15 protein-coding genes are annotated in these 15,287 nt (G+C 66.7%); 11 read left to right on the top strand and 4 right to left on the bottom strand.

From position 1 onward, the window contains the following. Positions 1-631: 631 nt before the first annotated feature. Together ACFE77_RS01910 and ACFE77_RS01915 are read right to left on the bottom strand one after the other, a co-directional pair. Positions 632-1,651 (bottom strand): GGDEF domain-containing protein, encoded by a 1,020-nt coding sequence (locus ACFE77_RS01910; RefSeq protein ID WP_375419928.1) that lies wholly within the window; start codon positions 1,649-1,651, stop codon positions 632-634. Positions 1,652-1,783: 132 nt separating this feature from the next. Then, positions 1,784-2,311 (bottom strand): peroxiredoxin, encoded by a 528-nt coding sequence (locus ACFE77_RS01915; RefSeq protein WP_375419929.1) that lies wholly within the window; start codon positions 2,309-2,311, stop codon positions 1,784-1,786. 76 nt (positions 2,312-2,387) lie between these two features. On the opposite strand from ACFE77_RS01915, the gene ACFE77_RS01920 reads away from it, so the two are divergent. From ACFE77_RS01920 to ACFE77_RS01960, 9 genes are all read left to right on the top strand, one after another. After that, positions 2,388-3,191, top strand: a complete 804-nt coding sequence (locus ACFE77_RS01920; RefSeq protein WP_375419930.1) for an inositol monophosphatase family protein — start codon at positions 2,388-2,390, stop codon at positions 3,189-3,191. Positions 3,192-3,320: 129 nt separating this feature from the next. Next, the gene (gene rpmI / locus ACFE77_RS01925) at positions 3,321-3,524 is read left to right on the top strand and encodes a 50S ribosomal protein L35 (RefSeq protein ID WP_055841668.1); all 204 of its coding nucleotides are present in this window, start codon (positions 3,321-3,323) and stop codon (positions 3,522-3,524) included. Between the two features lie 17 nt (positions 3,525-3,541). Then, complete coding sequence (gene rplT / locus ACFE77_RS01930) at positions 3,542-3,907, top strand: 50S ribosomal protein L20 (RefSeq protein ID WP_375419931.1); 366 nt, start codon at positions 3,542-3,544, stop codon at positions 3,905-3,907. Between the two features lie 220 nt (positions 3,908-4,127). After that, a complete protein-coding gene (locus ACFE77_RS01935) occupies positions 4,128-4,466 on the top strand; it encodes a GIY-YIG nuclease family protein (protein WP_375419932.1) in 339 nt (112 codons plus the stop codon). A 17-nt stretch (positions 4,467-4,483) separates the two neighbouring features. Further along, complete coding sequence (gene pheS, locus ACFE77_RS01940) at positions 4,484-5,566, top strand: phenylalanine--tRNA ligase subunit alpha (RefSeq protein WP_375419988.1); 1,083 nt, start codon at positions 4,484-4,486, stop codon at positions 5,564-5,566. Then, the gene (gene pheT, locus ACFE77_RS01945) at positions 5,563-7,977 is read left to right on the top strand and encodes a phenylalanine--tRNA ligase subunit beta (RefSeq protein ID WP_375419933.1); all 2,415 of its coding nucleotides are present in this window, start codon (positions 5,563-5,565) and stop codon (positions 7,975-7,977) included. The genes pheS and pheT overlap by 4 nt, the downstream gene beginning before the upstream one ends. Further along, a complete protein-coding gene (locus ACFE77_RS01950) occupies positions 7,970-8,845 on the top strand; it encodes an aldose 1-epimerase family protein (protein ID WP_375419934.1) in 876 nt (291 codons plus the stop codon). The genes pheT and ACFE77_RS01950 overlap by 8 nt, the downstream gene beginning before the upstream one ends. Before the next feature lie 107 nt (positions 8,846-8,952). Further along, entirely contained in the window at positions 8,953-10,482 is a 1,530-nt protein-coding gene (locus ACFE77_RS01955; RefSeq protein ID WP_375419935.1) for a peptide chain release factor 3, read from the top strand. 234 nt (positions 10,483-10,716) lie between these two features. Continuing rightward, positions 10,717-12,330: a hypothetical protein gene (locus tag ACFE77_RS01960; protein ID WP_375419936.1), complete on the top strand. Its 1,614-nt coding sequence runs from the start codon at positions 10,717-10,719 to the stop codon at positions 12,328-12,330. 137 nt (positions 12,331-12,467) lie between these two features. On the opposite strand, the gene ACFE77_RS01965 is transcribed toward ACFE77_RS01960, so the two are convergent. Then, a complete protein-coding gene (locus tag ACFE77_RS01965; RefSeq protein WP_375419937.1) occupies positions 12,468-13,034 on the bottom strand; it encodes a PEPxxWA-CTERM sorting domain-containing protein in 567 nt (188 codons plus the stop codon). A gap of 276 nt (positions 13,035-13,310) precedes the next feature. Here ACFE77_RS01965 and ACFE77_RS01970 point away from each other — a divergent pair, with 276 nt between their 5' ends. Then, positions 13,311-13,562, top strand: coding sequence for a hypothetical protein (locus tag ACFE77_RS01970; protein WP_375419938.1), 252 nt, complete (start codon positions 13,311-13,313; stop codon positions 13,560-13,562). 61 nt (positions 13,563-13,623) lie between these two features. Beyond that, positions 13,624-14,262, top strand: coding sequence for a phosphatase PAP2 family protein (locus tag ACFE77_RS01975; protein ID WP_375419939.1), 639 nt, complete (start codon positions 13,624-13,626; stop codon positions 14,260-14,262). 10 nt (positions 14,263-14,272) lie between these two features. On the opposite strand, the gene galE is transcribed toward ACFE77_RS01975, so the two are convergent. Then, positions 14,273-15,277 carry a UDP-glucose 4-epimerase GalE gene (gene galE, locus ACFE77_RS01980; RefSeq protein WP_375419940.1) on the bottom strand — a complete coding sequence of 335 codons (1,005 nt, stop codon included), beginning with the start codon at positions 15,275-15,277 and terminating at the stop codon, positions 14,273-14,275. Positions 15,278-15,287: the final 10 nt, after the last annotated feature.

Here is a 15,287-nt window from a genome sequence, read left to right on the forward strand (position 1 = left end):
CGGTCTCAGCCGATCGTCGTGCCGCCCTGGCCGACGATCAACAGCGCGGTCATGGCGAAGGCCGCCGCGGCGATCAGGAAACTGCGAAGCACCAATTGCGCTCTGCTCCAGCCGATCGCGATCACGCGACCGGCACGACGGGAACGGCAGCGCTGACGGCGACGGCAGCGAAGAACAGCGCGCTGGCGAGCGAGAGAGCGATGCGCTGAGCGTTCTGGAAACGATAGGCCATGGTTGAACTCCTTGTCGTGATCGGGGCGGACCATCCGCTGCCGATGTCCAAGGCTTTGCAACCGCCGTGCCAGAATTGGTAAGTAGTTGATCCGCAGTGATATGGCATTCGCGACGGTTTGGGGGTGGTATGATCCGCCAAGTCGTCCGGCGAAATTCGCCAAAGCTCGGCGCGCGTCGCTGACGCGAGCGACGTTGGATGCACCCAACCCATCTTGTGCTCCCGCGGAGGCGGGAGCCCAGGACCAAGCAGCACCACGATCCGTTACTCTGCCAGACCCTGGACTCCCGCATTGCTGGGAGAACAATAGGTGCCTTGCAGGAGGGGCGCGGCTCCGCGGGACCACAGAAGCATCACGCTGCCGCCCACATGCGAGAACCGTCCCAGCCCAGCCGGAGCTTACCCCGCCACGACCTGGTTCCGCCCCGCGGTCTTCGCCGCGTACAACAGCTGGTCCGCACGAACGAAAGCCTGTTCGCCCGTCTCGCCGTCGCGGATCGTCGTTATCCCCACCGACATCGTCACCGCGCCGAGCGATCGATCGGTGTCGCGGTTGCGGAAGCGCTTCGCGGCGACCGCGGTCCGCGCCAGCTCGATCAGTGCCGCGGCTTTCGCCAGCGTCGTCGGGCCGATCAGCACCGCGAATTCCTCGCCGCCATGCCGCACCACCAGATGCTCGCCGCACGCTTCGGCGATGGTGTGCCCGACGACGCTCAACACCCGGTCGCCGACCGCGTGTCCGTGTTCGTCGTTCACGCGCTTGAACCGGTCGATATCGCACACCGCGAGGCACCACACGCCGCGCGATGTGTCGCGTCCAGCGAAGGCTTCGTCGAACGCGCGGCGGTTGGGCAGGGCGGTCAGCGGATCGCGGCGCGCGGCGAGATGCGCCTCGGCCAACTTCTCGCGCAGGTCGTCGGTCTCGTCGGTGGCGCGCGCCAGCCGCTTTTCCGCATCGTGGATCCGCGCGATCATCGCGCCTGTGACCCGCGCAATCTCGTCGATCCCCTCGATATCCGGCTGGCGGACGATCGCCGCCGCGCTCTGTTCGAGATCGCGACCGAAGCCGCGGGTCTCGTCGTGCATCGCGCGCACCATCATCGCGAAGCCCTCGACCTGCGCCTGGGTCTGCGCGACCAGACGATCGGCGCCGTCGGCCATGGCCTCGGCGATATCGTCCTGCCGCAGCGCGACGACACCCGGCTCGCTTGCCGGCGCTTCTCCCGTCGCGCCGACCCCGAGCTTCTCGATATCGCGGGCGGTAAGGCGGACCCGTCCGTCACTGAGCCGGTCCACCGCCTGCGCAATCGTTCCGTTCGGCTCGGTCAGGATTTGGTAGGCGAAGCTGTAATGCGCGGGATCAGGGCTCAGCCGGTGGTCGGCGAGGAAGCGACCGATCCGATCGTACAGATCGTCCACCTCGTTATCCCCATGCCGTGCCAAGCCCGACGCGTTCATTTACCATCCTATGCGACGGACGGCCATACGCCGGAAATGGTTAGGGTAGCGTTGACGATCCCTCGGCTTCGGCGCCATCGCTACCCCACCGCGTCAGCCGCGCGCCGAACCGCGTACCGCCGCCAGCGTCTTGGCGACATGCTCGCTTGCGTCCATGTCGCTATGCACGAACAGCACGCGGCCGTTACGGCCGATCACGTAGCTGGTGCGGCTGGTGATCGCGCGGCCCTGCATCTTCTGCGGCAGCCCGACGTCATACTCCGCGATCACCTTCGGCCCCGCGCTCGCCACCGCGAACTTGCCCGCGCATTTCTCGGAGGAGAACTTCGCCAGCGTGTCGACGGTGTCTGCCGACATGCCGATCACGGTCGCGCCCGCCTTGGTGAAGTCGGGGATCGCTTCCGCGAACGCGCGAGCCTCGGCGTTGCAGCCGCCGGTGAATGCCGCGGGGAAGAAGTAGAGCACGACCGGCCCCTTCTTCAGCGCATTCGACAGCTTCAGGTTGAACACCTTGCCCGCGATCGCGCCGCGGGTCGCGAAATCGGGGGCCTTTGCGCCCGGTGCCAGCGCAGCGGTTGCCGGCGAGGCGAGAAGCAGGGCGGCGGCGGCGAGATAGCGCATGGCGGAAAACTCCTGGATGGATGCGATACGCTAGGCGTCGTTGCCCGCCGCGTCCATTGGCGATACCGCTGCGGCCATGCCCGTCAGCCAAGCCGATATCGATCTCGCCCACCGCCTCGCCGACGCCGCCGGCGCCGCGATCCGCCCCTATTTCCGCCGCGAGCACGGCGTCGAGCTGAAGGAGGATCGCTCGCCCGTCACGCTGGCGGATCGCGCCGCGGAGACCGCGATGCGCCGGCTGATCGACGCCGAACGATCGGGCGACGGCATCGTCGGCGAGGAATTCGGCACCAAGGAGGGTGTGACCGGACGGCAATGGGTGCTCGACCCTATCGACGGCACCCGCAGCTTCACCGTCGGCCGCGCGATCTTCGGCACGCTGATCGCGCTGGTCGAGGACGGCTGGCCGGTGCTCGGCGTGATCGACCAGCCGGTGCAGCGCGAGCGCTGGATCGGCGTCACCGGCCGGCCGACGCTGTTCAACGGCGCTCCCGCGAACACCCGCACCTGCGCAGCGCTGGAGGGCGCGATCACCGCGACCACCAGCCCGCATCTGTTCGGCGAGGGCGACGTCCCGCACTACATGGCGCTGGTCGCGGCGGTAACGGGCGGCAATGCGCGTCAGGGGCCGGTCTATGGCGGGGATTGCTACAACTACGGCCTGCTCGCCAGCGGTCACCTCGACATCGTCTGCGAATCGGGGCTCCAGCTTTACGACTTCGCCGCGCTGGTGCCCGTCGTCGAGGGCGCGGGCGGGCGGATGTGCGACTGGAACGGCGACCCGTTGACCGCTGCCAGCGAGGGCCACGTCCTCGCGATCGGCGACCCCGCGCGCACCGACGACGTGCTGGAGGCGCTCCACGCCGTACCGCACGCGTGACGGCGATTGCGTTTCGCGCGGCGTTCGGCTAACGGCCCCGCTTCCTCGAACTTCGCGTGGAACAGATTGCCCGGCCAGTGTGGGCTGCCGCGGCGGTTTTTAGCGAAGATCGTCATCGAAAGGACGAAAATGCCCAAACTCAAGACGAAGAGCGGCGTCAAGAAACGCTTCAAGCTCACCGCCACCGGCCTGTTGAAGCACGGCGTCGCCGGCAAGCGCCACCGCCTGCTGCATCACAACGGCAAGTACATCCGCCAGAATCGCGGCACCAAGGTATTGGCCAAGGCCGACACCGCAGCAGTGAAGGCCTGGGCGCCTTACGGCCTCGGTTGAGCGGAAGGGATTAGACTATGGCACGCGTCAAACGGGGTGTAACCACCCGCGCCAAGCACAAGAACATACTTGAGCAGGCAAAAGGCTATTATGGCCGCCGCAAGAACACCATCCGCATCGCGCGGCAGGCCGTCGAAAAGGCCGGCCAATACGCGTATCGCGACCGCAAGGTTAAGAAGCGCACCTTCCGCGGCCTGTGGATCCAGCGCATCAACGCCGGCGTCCGCGCCGAGGGCTTGACCTATTCGCAGTTCATGCACGGCTGCAAGCTGGCCGGCATCGAACTCGACCGCAAGGTCCTGGCCGACATCGCGATGCACGAGGAAGCCGCGTTTACCGCGATCGTCGCGCAGGCGAAGGCAGCCTTGCCCCAGGCCGCCTGAAGGCGCCTGTCCGCGAGGACGAGATCGGGGGCGTCGGTGGCAACACCGGCGCCCTTTTTCTTGGTTGTTCTGGCCGTGCATTCCCCTCCCCGTCATCCCGGCGAACGCCGGGGACCCATGGACTCGGGCGGCTAGTGATCGCGTGCTACCACCAGCCAAACCGCTACCATGGGTCCCGGCGTTCGCCGGGATGACGGATGCGGGGAAAGGGATCAGGCACATGCGCAACGACTTCCAGCCTTGCGTGTACATCCTCGCCAGCCGCCGCCACGGTACGCTCTACATCGGCGTCACCTCGAACCTGCTCGCGCGAACGGTGCAGCACCGCGAGGGGTTGATCCCCGGCTTCACGAGGCGGTACGGCGTCGATCGCCTCGTCTGGTGTGAGGTGCATGACACGATGGAGAGCGCCATCCTTCGCGAGAAGCGGCTGAAGGAATGGCGGCGGGCGTGGAAGATCGAGCTGATCGAAGCGCACAACGAAGACTGGGCCGATCTCGGCATCGCATTGGGACTGCCTCGCCTCGCGCCGGCATCATCGAAAGTGAGCATGAAGTGACCGACGACCTCGACCAGATGCGCGACCATATGCTCACCGCGATCGACGCGGCGGCGGGGCTCGATGCGCTTGACGCGGTGCGGGTCGAGGCGCTCGGCAAGCAGGGGCGGGTGACGCAGTTGCTGAAGACGCTCGGCGGCATGACCCCAGAGGAGCGGCAGGAGCAGGGCCCGCGGATCAACGGCCTGCGCGAGGCGGTCGCGACCGCGATCGCGGCGCGCAAGGCGACGCTAGAGACGATCGCGCTCGACACGCGGCTGGCGGCGGAGACGATCGACCTCACGCTCCCCGCCGACGCACCGCTCGCGGGCACGATCCACCCGGTCAGCCAGGTGATGGACGAACTCGCGGAGATCTTCGCCGACCTCGGCTTCGCGGTCGCCACCGGGCCGGAGATCGAGGACGACTGGTACAACTTCACCGCGCTCAACATCCCGGAGACGCATCCGGCGCGGGCGATGCACGACACGTTTTACTTCCCCGACGTGGTCGACGCGGACAGCGGCAAGGTGACCAAGCGCACCGTGCTCCGCACCCACACCTCGCCGGTGCAGATCCGTGCGATGCAGGCGGCGGGCGGCAACACGCCGATCCGGATCATCGCTCCCGGCCGCACCTATCGGTCCGACAGCGACGCCACCCACACGCCGATGTTCCATCAGGTCGAAGGGCTGGTTATCGACAAGGGGATCACGCTCGGCCATCTGAAATGGACGCTCGAGACGTTCCTGAAGGCGTTCTTCGAGCGCGACGACATCGTCCTGCGGCTGCGCCCCAGCTACTTCCCGTTCACCGAGCCCAGCGCCGAGATCGACGTCGGCTATTCGGTGGTGAAGGGCAAGCGCGTGATCGGCGGCGGGGATGGCTGGATGGAGGTGCTCGGCAGCGGCATGGTTCACCACACCGTATTGGAGGCGGGCGGCTACGACCCCGCCGAATGGCAGGGCTTCGCGTTCGGCTGCGGGATCGATCGACTGGCGATGCTCAAATACGGAATGGACGATCTGCGTGCGTTCTTCGACGGCGATGTCCGCTGGCTGAAGCATTACGGGTTCTCGAGCCTCGACGTGCCCACCTTGTCCGGGGGAGTCGGCGCATGAAGTTCACGCTAGGCTGGCTCCGCGAGCATCTGGACGGCGACGCGACGCTCGACGACATCGTCGAGGCGCTGACCCGCATCGGGCTCGAGGTCGAGGGCGTCGAGGATCCCGCCGCCAAGCTCGCGGCGTTCCGCGTCGCGCGCGTGCTGTCGGCCGGACGCCATCCGCAGGCCGACAAGCTGCAGGTCTTGTCGGTCGATGCCGGCGACGGTCCGTTGCAGGTGGTCTGCGGCGCGCCCAACGCGCGCGCCGGGATGGTCGGCGTGTTCGGCGCGCCGGGTGCCTATGTGCCCGGGCTCGACGTGACGTTGAAGGTCGCGAGCATCCGCGGCGTCGAATCGAACGGCATGATGTGTTCGACGCGCGAGCTGGAACTCGGCGACGATCACGACGGCATCATCGAATTGCCCGCCGATGCGCCGGTCGGCACATCCTATCCCGACTATGCAGGGCTAGCCGATCCGGTGATCGACGTCGCGATCACGCCCAACCGCCAGGATTGCATGGGCGTACGCGGCATCGCGCGCGATCTGGCTGCGGCGGGTCTCGGCACGCTGAAGCCGCTCGCCGTCGATACCACACCGGGGGAGGGCGAGGGTCCCGACATCCATATCGAAGACGCGGCAGGATGCCCTGCCTTCTACGCGCAGGCGGTGTCGGGCGTGACGAACGGCGAATCCCCCGATTGGATGCGCCGGCGGCTGATCGCAATCGGGCAGAAGCCGATCTCGACGCTGGTCGACATTACCAATTACGTGATGATCGATCTCGGCCGGCCGCTCCACGTCTATGACCGCGCGACGCTGTCGGGCGGGCTGGTCGCGCGCAAGGCGAGGGCGGGGGAGCAGGTGCTCGCGCTCAACGGCAAGAGCTACACGCTCGACGAGGACGTGACCGTGATCGCGGATGACGCGCAGGTCCACGACATCGGCGGGATCATGGGCGGCGAGCATTCGGGGGTATCGGCGACGACGACCGACGTGCTGATCGAATGCGCCTATTTCGATCCCGACGCGATCGCGCGTACCGGGCAGAAGCTGCTGCTTACGTCCGATGCGCGCACCCGCTTCGAACGCGGGGTCGACCCGGCATTCCTCGACGAGGGACTCGCGATCGCGGCCCGGCTGGTGACCGCGTTGTGCGGCGGCACCGCCAGCGGCGTCACCCGCGCGGGTAGCCCGCCGACCGCACCCCGAATTGTCAGCTACGACCCGCGGCTGTGCAGCTACCTCGCCGGGCTCCACGTCGCGCCCGAACGGCAGGCAAGGATCCTGCTGTCGCTCGGCTTCTCGGTCGGCGCGATCCACCGGCCCGACGCGTTCGCCGACGCGCTGTTCGCGACGATCGGGTCCGCATGGCCGGTGACCGTGCCGAGCTGGCGCCGCGACGTCGACGGCCCCGCCGATCTGGTCGAGGAAATCGTCCGCATCGAGGGCATCGACAAGGTCCCGTCGACGCCCCTCCCGCGGGTGCCCGGCGTAGCGCGGCCGACCGCGACACCCGAACAGAAGCGCGAGCGCCGGGTCCGCCGGGCCGCCGCGGCGCGCGGTCTCGACGAGGCGGTGACGTGGAGCTTCGTATCGGAGGCGGAGGCCACGCCGTTCGGCGGCGGCGCCTGGTCGCTCGCCAATCCGATCAGCGAAGACCTGAAGGTGATGCGCCCCTCGCTGCTGCCCGGCCTGCTGTCCGCGACCGCGCGCAACCTGCGTCGGGGCGCGACCAGCGTGCGGCTGTTCGAACTCGGCCGCCGGTATCTGGCCGCTGGCGAGCACCCGACCTTGGGCGTCCTGCTCGCCGGCGAGCGCCGCGCGCGGGGCTGGCGCGAGGGTAAGGCGGCGGCGTTCGACGCCTTCGACGCTAAGGCGGAGGCCATCGCGCTGCTCGCCGCGGCAGGCGCGCCGATCGACAATCTGCAAGTCATGCCTGTCGACGCGACTGCAGCAGGCGACGCCTGGCACGCCGGCCAGTCGGCGACGCTGCGGCTCGGGCCGAAGACGGTGCTCGCGGCATTCGGCATGCTCCACCCGCGCGTGCTGAAGGCGTTCGACCTCGACGGCCCGATCGCCGCGGTCGAGCTCTATCTGGACGCAGTGCCGCTGAAGCGCGCTGCGGGCTTCATGCGTCCTGCCTATACGCCGCCGACGCTTCAGCCGGTCCGGCGCGACTTCGCCTTCCTGGTTCCGCCCGGTCTCACCGCCGACACCCTGGTCCGCGCGATCCGCGGCGCCGACAAGACGGCGATCGTCGCAGCCCGCATCTTCGACGTGTTCGAGCGCGACGGCGAAAAATCCGTGGCTGTCGAAATCGTGCTCCAGCCGGGTGATAAGAGCTACACCGAAGCCGAGCTGAAGGCGGTGGCCGACAAGGTCGTCGCGACCGCGACGAAACTGGGAGCATCGCTGCGTGGCTGACCTCATCCGTATCGCCTCGGACACGCTCAGCGCCGCGATCGACCCGAACGGTGCGGAGTTGTCGAGCCTGCGCGACGTCGAGGGACGCGAGCTGATGACCGACGCCGATCCGGCGTTCTGGACCGGGCGCGCGCCGTTGCTCTTCCCCGTCGTCGGCATGCCGTTCCGCGAGACGATCCGCGTCGACGGCGTCGAATACCCTATGAAGAAGCACGGCTTCGCCCGCCGCGCACGCTTTGCGGTCGCGGAGGTCGGGGCGGATCAAGCGCGGTTCGTGCTCGTCGATAGCGACGAGACGCGGGCGAGCTACCCGTTCGCGTTCGAACTCGCGGTGACGTTCCGGATCACCGGACCGACGCTGTCGGTCGACGTCGTCGTCGCTAACCGCGGCGCTGTCGAGATGCCGGCCAGCTTCGGCTTCCACCCCGCCTTCGCGTGGCCGCTGCCTTACGGCCAGGATCGCGGCGCGCACCGCATCATGTTCTCCGCCGACGAACCCGACGCGCTGAAGGCGATCGCCGCGGACGGGACGATCGCGCAAGCTACCCGCGGGACGCCGCTCGACGGCCGCACGCTCCATCTCGCCGACGCGCTGTTCGGGAAGGACGCGCTGGTGTGGGACCGGGTGCGCTCCGACAAGGTCACCTACGGCGCAACGGCCGGGCCGCGGCTCGACATCCGGTTTCCCGATACGCCGATGCTCGGCATCTGGACCAAGCCCGGTGCCGCCTATGTCTGCGTCGAGCCGTGGCACGGCATCGCCGATCCCGAGGGCTATACTGGCGAGTATCGCGACAAGCCCGGGGTGTTCATCGTCCCCGTCGGTGGCGAGAAGCGGATCGGCATGAGCGTGACGCTGGTGCCGTAGCGACCCCTCGTCATGCCGGCGCCATGCCGGTATTTGCCCCGACGCACCGGCCGCGGACCTGCGGCCCGGTGGATGCCGGAACCAGTCCGGCATGACGAAGAGTTGCCATGACCCAGTCCCCCCGCCGCACCTTCGCGATCATCTCGCACCCCGACGCCGGCAAGACCACCCTGACCGAAAAGCTGCTCTACTTCGGCGGCGCGATCCACCTCGCCGGCGAAGTGAAGGCCCGCGGCCAGAACCGCCGGGCGCGATCCGACTGGATGAAGATCGAGCAGCAGCGCGGGATCTCGGTCACCTCCTCGGTGATGACCTTCGAGCGGGAAGGGATTACCTTCAACCTGCTCGACACGCCGGGGCATGAAGATTTCAGCGAGGACACCTATCGCACCCTGACCGCGGTCGATTCCGCGGTGATGGTGATCGACGCGGCCAAGGGCATCGAGCCGCAGACCCGCAAGCTGTTCGAAGTCTGCCGTCTGCGCAGCGTCCCGATCATCACCTTCGTCAACAAGGTCGATCGTGAAGGCCGCCCGGTGTTCGAGCTGCTCGACGAGATCGCCGACATGCTGGCGCTCGACGTCTGCCCGATGAGCTGGCCAATCGGTATGGGCGGCGAGTTCGAGGGCGTGCAGGAACTCGCGACCGGTAAGGTCAGCCGCCCCGAAGGCGACAGCCGCGCCTTCCTCGGCAGGATCGACACCGACGTCACCTTGCCCGATCGATTCGCAGAGGAGATCGAGCTCGCGCAGATGGGCTATCCTGCCTTCGATGCGGAGGCGTACCGCAACGGCGACCTGACTCCGGTCTATTTCGGATCGGCGCTGAAGGATTTCGGCGTCGCCGAGTTGATCGCGGCGCTCGCCGAGTTCGCCCCCAGCCCGCGGCCGCAGCCCGCCGAGCCGGCTCCGGTGCTGCCCGACGAGAAGGAGGTCACCGGCTTCATCTTCAAGGTCCAGGCCAACATGGACCCCAACCACCGCGACCGGATTGCGTTCATGCGGCTCTGCTCGGGGGTGTTCAAGCGCGGCATGAAGCTGACCCCCTCCGGCAGCGGCAAGCCGATCGCGGTGCATTCGCCGATCCTGTTCTTCGCGCAGAACCGCGAACTCGCGGACGAGGCGTTTCCCGGCGACATCATCGGCATCCCCAACCACGGCACGCTGCGGGTCGGCGACACGCTGTCCGAACGCGCGGCGGTTCGCTTCACCGGCTTGCCCAATTTCGCGCCCGAGATTCTGCGCCGCGTCGTCCTGAAGGACCCGACCAAGACCAAGCAGCTGCGCAAGGCGCTCGACGACATGGCCGAGGAGGGCGTGACCCAGGTCTTCTACCCGGAGATCGGGTCGAACTGGATCATCGGCGTGGTCGGCCAGCTCCAGCTCGAGGTGCTGCTCAGCCGGCTCGACGCGGAATACAAGGTCGCTGCCGGGCTCGAACCCGCGCCGTTTGACACCGCGCGCTGGGTATCGGCGGAGGACGCCGCTGACCTGAAGGCCTTCACCGACATCAACCGTGCCGCGATGGCCAAGGACCGCGACGGCAATCCGGTATTCCTGGCGAAGAGCGCGTGGGAAGTCGGCTACATTGCCGACCGTTACGCAAAGGTTCGCTTCGCCGCGACGCGAGAACGCTGAGCAGATTGATCTGGCTCAATAATAAAGATGAGTTCCCCCTATTTGGGGGGTTCGTCCCGCCGAATGCACCGGCGGTCGACGCACGCCGGGAATCGCCTTGTATCAAGGCTCTGCCCGCGCTTTGAGGAAAATGCAGGACGGAGGCAACGATCTCTCCCGGCCTGTCCTCCACATCGATAAACAGGGCGTCGCGCTGTTCGCGCGCGGCTGCCTTTTCGCCACAAAGGGCTCTCCATGCACGTCACCGCGCAGTCCACCAGATCGATCCTCACCAAGCGCCGCCTGATGGCCACTACCCTCGTCTTCGTCGTCGCAGCAACCGCCTGGGCCGAGGTGAAAGAGCCTTACGGCGAAGATTACCCCGTCGTCGTCGTGCCCGGCACCTCGACGCCAAGCCCAACACCCACTCCAACGCCCGCCCCGGTGACCGTCCCGACCGCCCCGGCAGGACGCTCGTTGCGGCTAGGGGTAAACGTCGCGGGTAGTGTCTACTACAATACCGAGCGTGTGTTCGCAAATCTGGCGCAGATCGCAGGCCCGTGGAAAGATCCGAGCGCCGGCTATGCCGCCATGGCCGCCAGCAAGCTCAACGCCTACGGCTTCCCCATTAGCGCCGGTGTGTTGGCGCTCAATGTGCCGCAGCCGGCCTGGGCGGGCAAGGCCGTTGCGGTCACCTGCACATGGCTCGGCAGCGGAACAGTCCGAATCGACGGCGATGCGCGTGTGGTCGGCGCCAACAACCGCGTGTCATTCACTTGGCCCGGCAGGACGGGCACTAATCGGCCGAACATTCTCGTCAATGTTTCAGGGGCAAACACCGCTGCGCCGTTCCGAGCACTCGATTGTCGCGAGCCCGGTCTGGTCGCGAACGGCCAATTCGACCAGCGCTTCGTCGACGACATGAAGCCGTTCGGCGTTCTGCGCTTCCTCGATTGGTCGAATACCAACGGCAACCCCGCGAGTGTGACCTGGGCGAACCGGTCGACGCTCGACAGAGCGGGCACCGATGGCACCGCGTTGGAACACGAAATCGATCTTGCCAACGCCGTAGGATCGGATCCGTGGTTCACAGTCCCGTACAATGCCGATGAGAACTATATCCGCAACATGGGCAAGCTGGTCCACGACCGGCTGGCCCCCGGTCGCCGGGCCTATTTCGAGCTGTCGAACGAGGTCTGGAACTACTCCTTCCCGGTAGCGTCCCAGGCATTGAACGAGGGCATCGCCGAGAAGCTGTCGACCGACAAATACAGCAACGGGCTGATGCGGTATGCGGAAAAGTCGATCTGGATGCACAAGTTCCTGACCACGGCTTTCGCCGACAATCCGGCTCGGTTGGTACGGGTGGTCAGTGCGCAGAACGACAACAGCTTCAGCGCGCGGACGATCATGGCCTTCCGCGATACCGCGAAGTGGGTCGATGCCCTGGCGACGGCACCCTATTTCGGGCACAGCTTCTATACGGGGGCGAACACCTACGTTACCGATTTGTCGAAGCTGTTCGTCTCGCTTGAGGCGATGCGCGTCAGCGCGCTGGCGAAGGCGCGCGAGAACAAGGCGATCGCGGACAAATACGGCAAGCGCTACGTCGCCTACGAGGCCGGGCAGCACATTATCGCGCCGGCGGCAAAGGCGACGCTCGACGCCGCGTTGCAGCGCAGCCCGCTGATGTACGACATCTACAAGCGCTACATTGCCGATTGGAAGGCGCAGATGGGCGACACCATGACGCTCTACTCCGCGACCGGCACGATCTCGCAATATGGATCATGGGGTATGCGGGAATATGCGGGGCAGCCGCTCGCGGAAACGCCTAAGCGGCGCGCTGTGCTGGAAGCCGCCAGGTAAGAGCATCGGGCATGGTTCACCGAAAAATCGGGAACCGACCGACCTACCAGGGCGTAAACTGCCATCGCTTCAGCATGGCGACTTAGACCGGCGGCATCTTGCGATGCCGCCGGTCGTCTTTTCGCCCCCGCGAAAAGCTATTGGCCGTAGGATACCACGGAGCGACGCTGGCGATAGCGCATCGACGCGCCGATCAGGCCGAAGCCGACGAGCATCATTCCCCAGGTGGCGGGTTCCGGAACCGGGCTGATCGTTTCGGCGAAGATGGTGCCAGGTCCTTCGATCGTCAGTGAATAAGCGCCGAAGTCCGCGTTATCGAAGCCGCTTACGACCGCTTGATAGAAGCTTGCGGCAGTCAGTTGAATTTCGATGCGTGACTGAAGAACATTTTCGGCGATATCATCGTCTAAGGCGATCAGACCGGCCAACGGGGCCGACGGTTCGAAGGTGCCATCATACAGCGCCAGGAAGGGATCGTAGGTAAGTGGGACATTGAGCAAAGTCAGGATGTAAGTACCGTCGGCGTCGACGACGAATTCGGTTACTTGAAATCGCACTGCCGTTCCGATGGTCGACTCATTCACGGTCGTCACTGGACGATTATACGTCGGACCGCCGGTGGTGTTGCCTGGCAGAACTACCTTCGCTGCCAGCGCCGGGGATGTTATTCCTACGAGCAGCGCCGCCGCTAAAACCGTCCTCATGACAAACCGTCCCTGACTGATTGTTGATCGTGCCTATCTTGGCCCCCAAGATCAAAGGATGTCGCACGCGTTAAGGAATCGCAAACTTATTTCGCCTGCGAACCATGTTCCTGGCCTTTCCGTCCCGCGATGAGACATGGCTCGAGCGACGGAATCGACCGTGTTGCGGTTCACCGTGTTGGGCGGGGCGGCTGTCGCAATCGCCGCTTCGCGCCATGGACGAAGCCGGTTTCGCAGGTCATTGCCTGGGCATGCCGGGGGGCTGGAGTTCGATTCTTGTTCAATACTATGTGGAAGATGCCCGCCCGCCTGTGGCGCAAGCGAGACGCGGCGGCCGATGGTGGTCATGGCAGTGATCGGCTGGAGATCGCGCATGGGCCGCTCGAGGAAATGGTCAAACTGGCGGCCGATGTCGACGAGGACGAGGGTCAGTTGCTGTCGATCGACTGCGTCGGCGCGAAGAAGCCGCTGGCCTGGTCGGAGATCCGCGCACTGCGCCGCGCGCCCACCTTCCCGATCGAGATCTGACATCGGCGCTGCGGACGCGACCCCACCTGCGTCCGGCCCGACCACGGTCGGCACGCGGCACATGCCCCGCGTGCTCGCCGGCGCGGGCGTGATCGCGGCCGGCATCGTCCTGGTCCTGCTGGCGGGTCTCGCGATTGGCCGCTGGCCGTTCCCGTTCGACGGGCCGATCGTGACCGGGCTGCGGCACTGGGGCGGACCGCGCTGGCTCGCGCATGCCGCGGGCGACGTCACCGCGCTCGGCGGTGGGACCGTGCTGACGATCGTCGTGATCCTGGTCGCCGGCCTGCTCGCGGTTCAGCGGCTGTGGCTCAGCGCGGCCTCGATCCTCCTCGCCAGCACCACTGGCGGCATCGCCGTCGACCTGATCAAGAGCCAGGTGCTCCGCGCGCGTCCCGATCTGGTCCCGCACCTGGTGCCCGCTTCGGGCTACAGTTTCCCGAGTGGCCATGCCGCGAGTAGCGCAGTGGTCTATCTGACGATCGCAGCGATCGCGGGGCAGGTCACCCCGACCCGCGCGATCCGCCGCTATCTGCTCGGCTGTGCGATCCTGCTCGTCGGCGTGATCGGCAGCAGCCGGGTCTATCTCGGCGTGCATTGGCCTAGCGACGTGCTCGTCGGCTGGAGCTTCGGCACGCTCTGGGCACTAGGCTGGTGGATCGCCACCGCCCGCACCCGCGTCGCGATCGGCGGCGAGCGCTAGCGCCGCCGGATCAGCGACCCATCTCGGCTAGCTTGCGCTCCCAGGCGAGCGCATCACGGACGATGCCGTCGAGATCGTCGCGTTCCGGACGCCAGTCGAGCGTGCGCAGGATTGCGCTGTTGTCGGCGACCAGTTCGGCCGGATCGCCCGCCCGGCGTCCCTCCAGACGGCGATTGATGACATGGTTGGTCACCCGATCGACCGCGTCGAGCACCTCGAGCACCGAAAATCCGCGGCCATAGCCCGCGTTGAGTGTGTGCGACCGTGTAGGTTCGTCGACCAGCAACGCGAGCGCGGCGACGTGCGCGGCGGCGAGATCGCTGACATGGATGTAATCGCGCACCCCGGTGCCATCCGGCGTGTCGAAATCGGTGCCGTAGACCCCGACCGCATCGCGCTTGCCGGTTGCCGCCTCGACCGCGATCTTGATCAGGTGCGTCGCGCCAATCGTCGATTGGCCGCTGCGCGCCTGCGGATCCGCGCCCGCGACATTGAAATAGCGCAGCGCCGCATAGTTCATCGGGTGCGCCGCAGCGACATCGCGCAACATTGCCTCGGTCATCAGCTTCGACATGCCATAGGGATTGATCGGCACCGTCGGATCGCCCTCCGCCACCGGCACCTTGGCCGGCGTGCCGTAGGTTGCGGCGGTCGACGAGAAGATGAAGTGCGGCACTCCCTCCGCCACCGCGCTTTCGATCAACGCGCGCGAGGCAGCGGTGTTGTTGCGATAATATTTGAGCGGATCCACCACCGACTCGGGCACCACGACCGATCCGGCGAAATGCATGATCGCGCGGACCCCGTGATCGCGCAGCGCCGCGCGGACCTTGGCATCGTCGGACACATCGGCCACCACCAGCGACGCGCGCCTGTCAACCGCCCAATCGAACCCGGTGACCAGATTGTCGAGCACGACCACGTCATAGCCGGCATCGAGCAGCGCGAGCACCGCGTGGCTGCCGATATAGCCTGCCCCGCCGGTCACCATCACCTTGCCTTGCAATCGCGCCATTTTCGACTCT

It is taken from the genome of uncultured Sphingomonas sp., assembly GCF_964243315.1.
GTDB lineage: Bacteria > Pseudomonadota > Alphaproteobacteria > Sphingomonadales > Sphingomonadaceae > Sphingomonas.

Coding starts and splice junctions, on each gene's coding strand:
- ACFE77_RS01915 (WP_375419929.1), bottom strand. CDS start 2,311: ATGCGCTATCTCGCCGCCGCCGCCCTGCTTCTCGCCTCGCCGGCAACC.
- ACFE77_RS01920 (WP_375419930.1), top strand. CDS start 2,388: ATGCCCGTCAGCCAAGCCGATATCGATCTCGCCCACCGCCTCGCCGAC.
- rpmI (WP_055841668.1), top strand. CDS start 3,321: ATGCCCAAACTCAAGACGAAGAGCGGCGTCAAGAAACGCTTCAAGCTC.
- rplT (WP_375419931.1), top strand. CDS start 3,542: ATGGCACGCGTCAAACGGGGTGTAACCACCCGCGCCAAGCACAAGAAC.
- ACFE77_RS01935 (WP_375419932.1), top strand. CDS start 4,128: ATGCGCAACGACTTCCAGCCTTGCGTGTACATCCTCGCCAGCCGCCGC.
- pheS (WP_375419988.1), top strand. CDS start 4,484: ATGCGCGACCATATGCTCACCGCGATCGACGCGGCGGCGGGGCTCGAT.
- pheT (WP_375419933.1), top strand. CDS start 5,563: ATGAAGTTCACGCTAGGCTGGCTCCGCGAGCATCTGGACGGCGACGCG.
- ACFE77_RS01955 (WP_375419935.1), top strand. CDS start 8,953: ATGACCCAGTCCCCCCGCCGCACCTTCGCGATCATCTCGCACCCCGAC.
- ACFE77_RS01960 (WP_375419936.1), top strand. CDS start 10,717: ATGCACGTCACCGCGCAGTCCACCAGATCGATCCTCACCAAGCGCCGC.
- ACFE77_RS01965 (WP_375419937.1), bottom strand. CDS start 13,034: ATGAGGACGGTTTTAGCGGCGGCGCTGCTCGTAGGAATAACATCCCCG.
- ACFE77_RS01975 (WP_375419939.1), top strand. CDS start 13,624: ATGCCCCGCGTGCTCGCCGGCGCGGGCGTGATCGCGGCCGGCATCGTC.
- galE (WP_375419940.1), bottom strand. CDS start 15,277: ATGGCGCGATTGCAAGGCAAGGTGATGGTGACCGGCGGGGCAGGCTAT.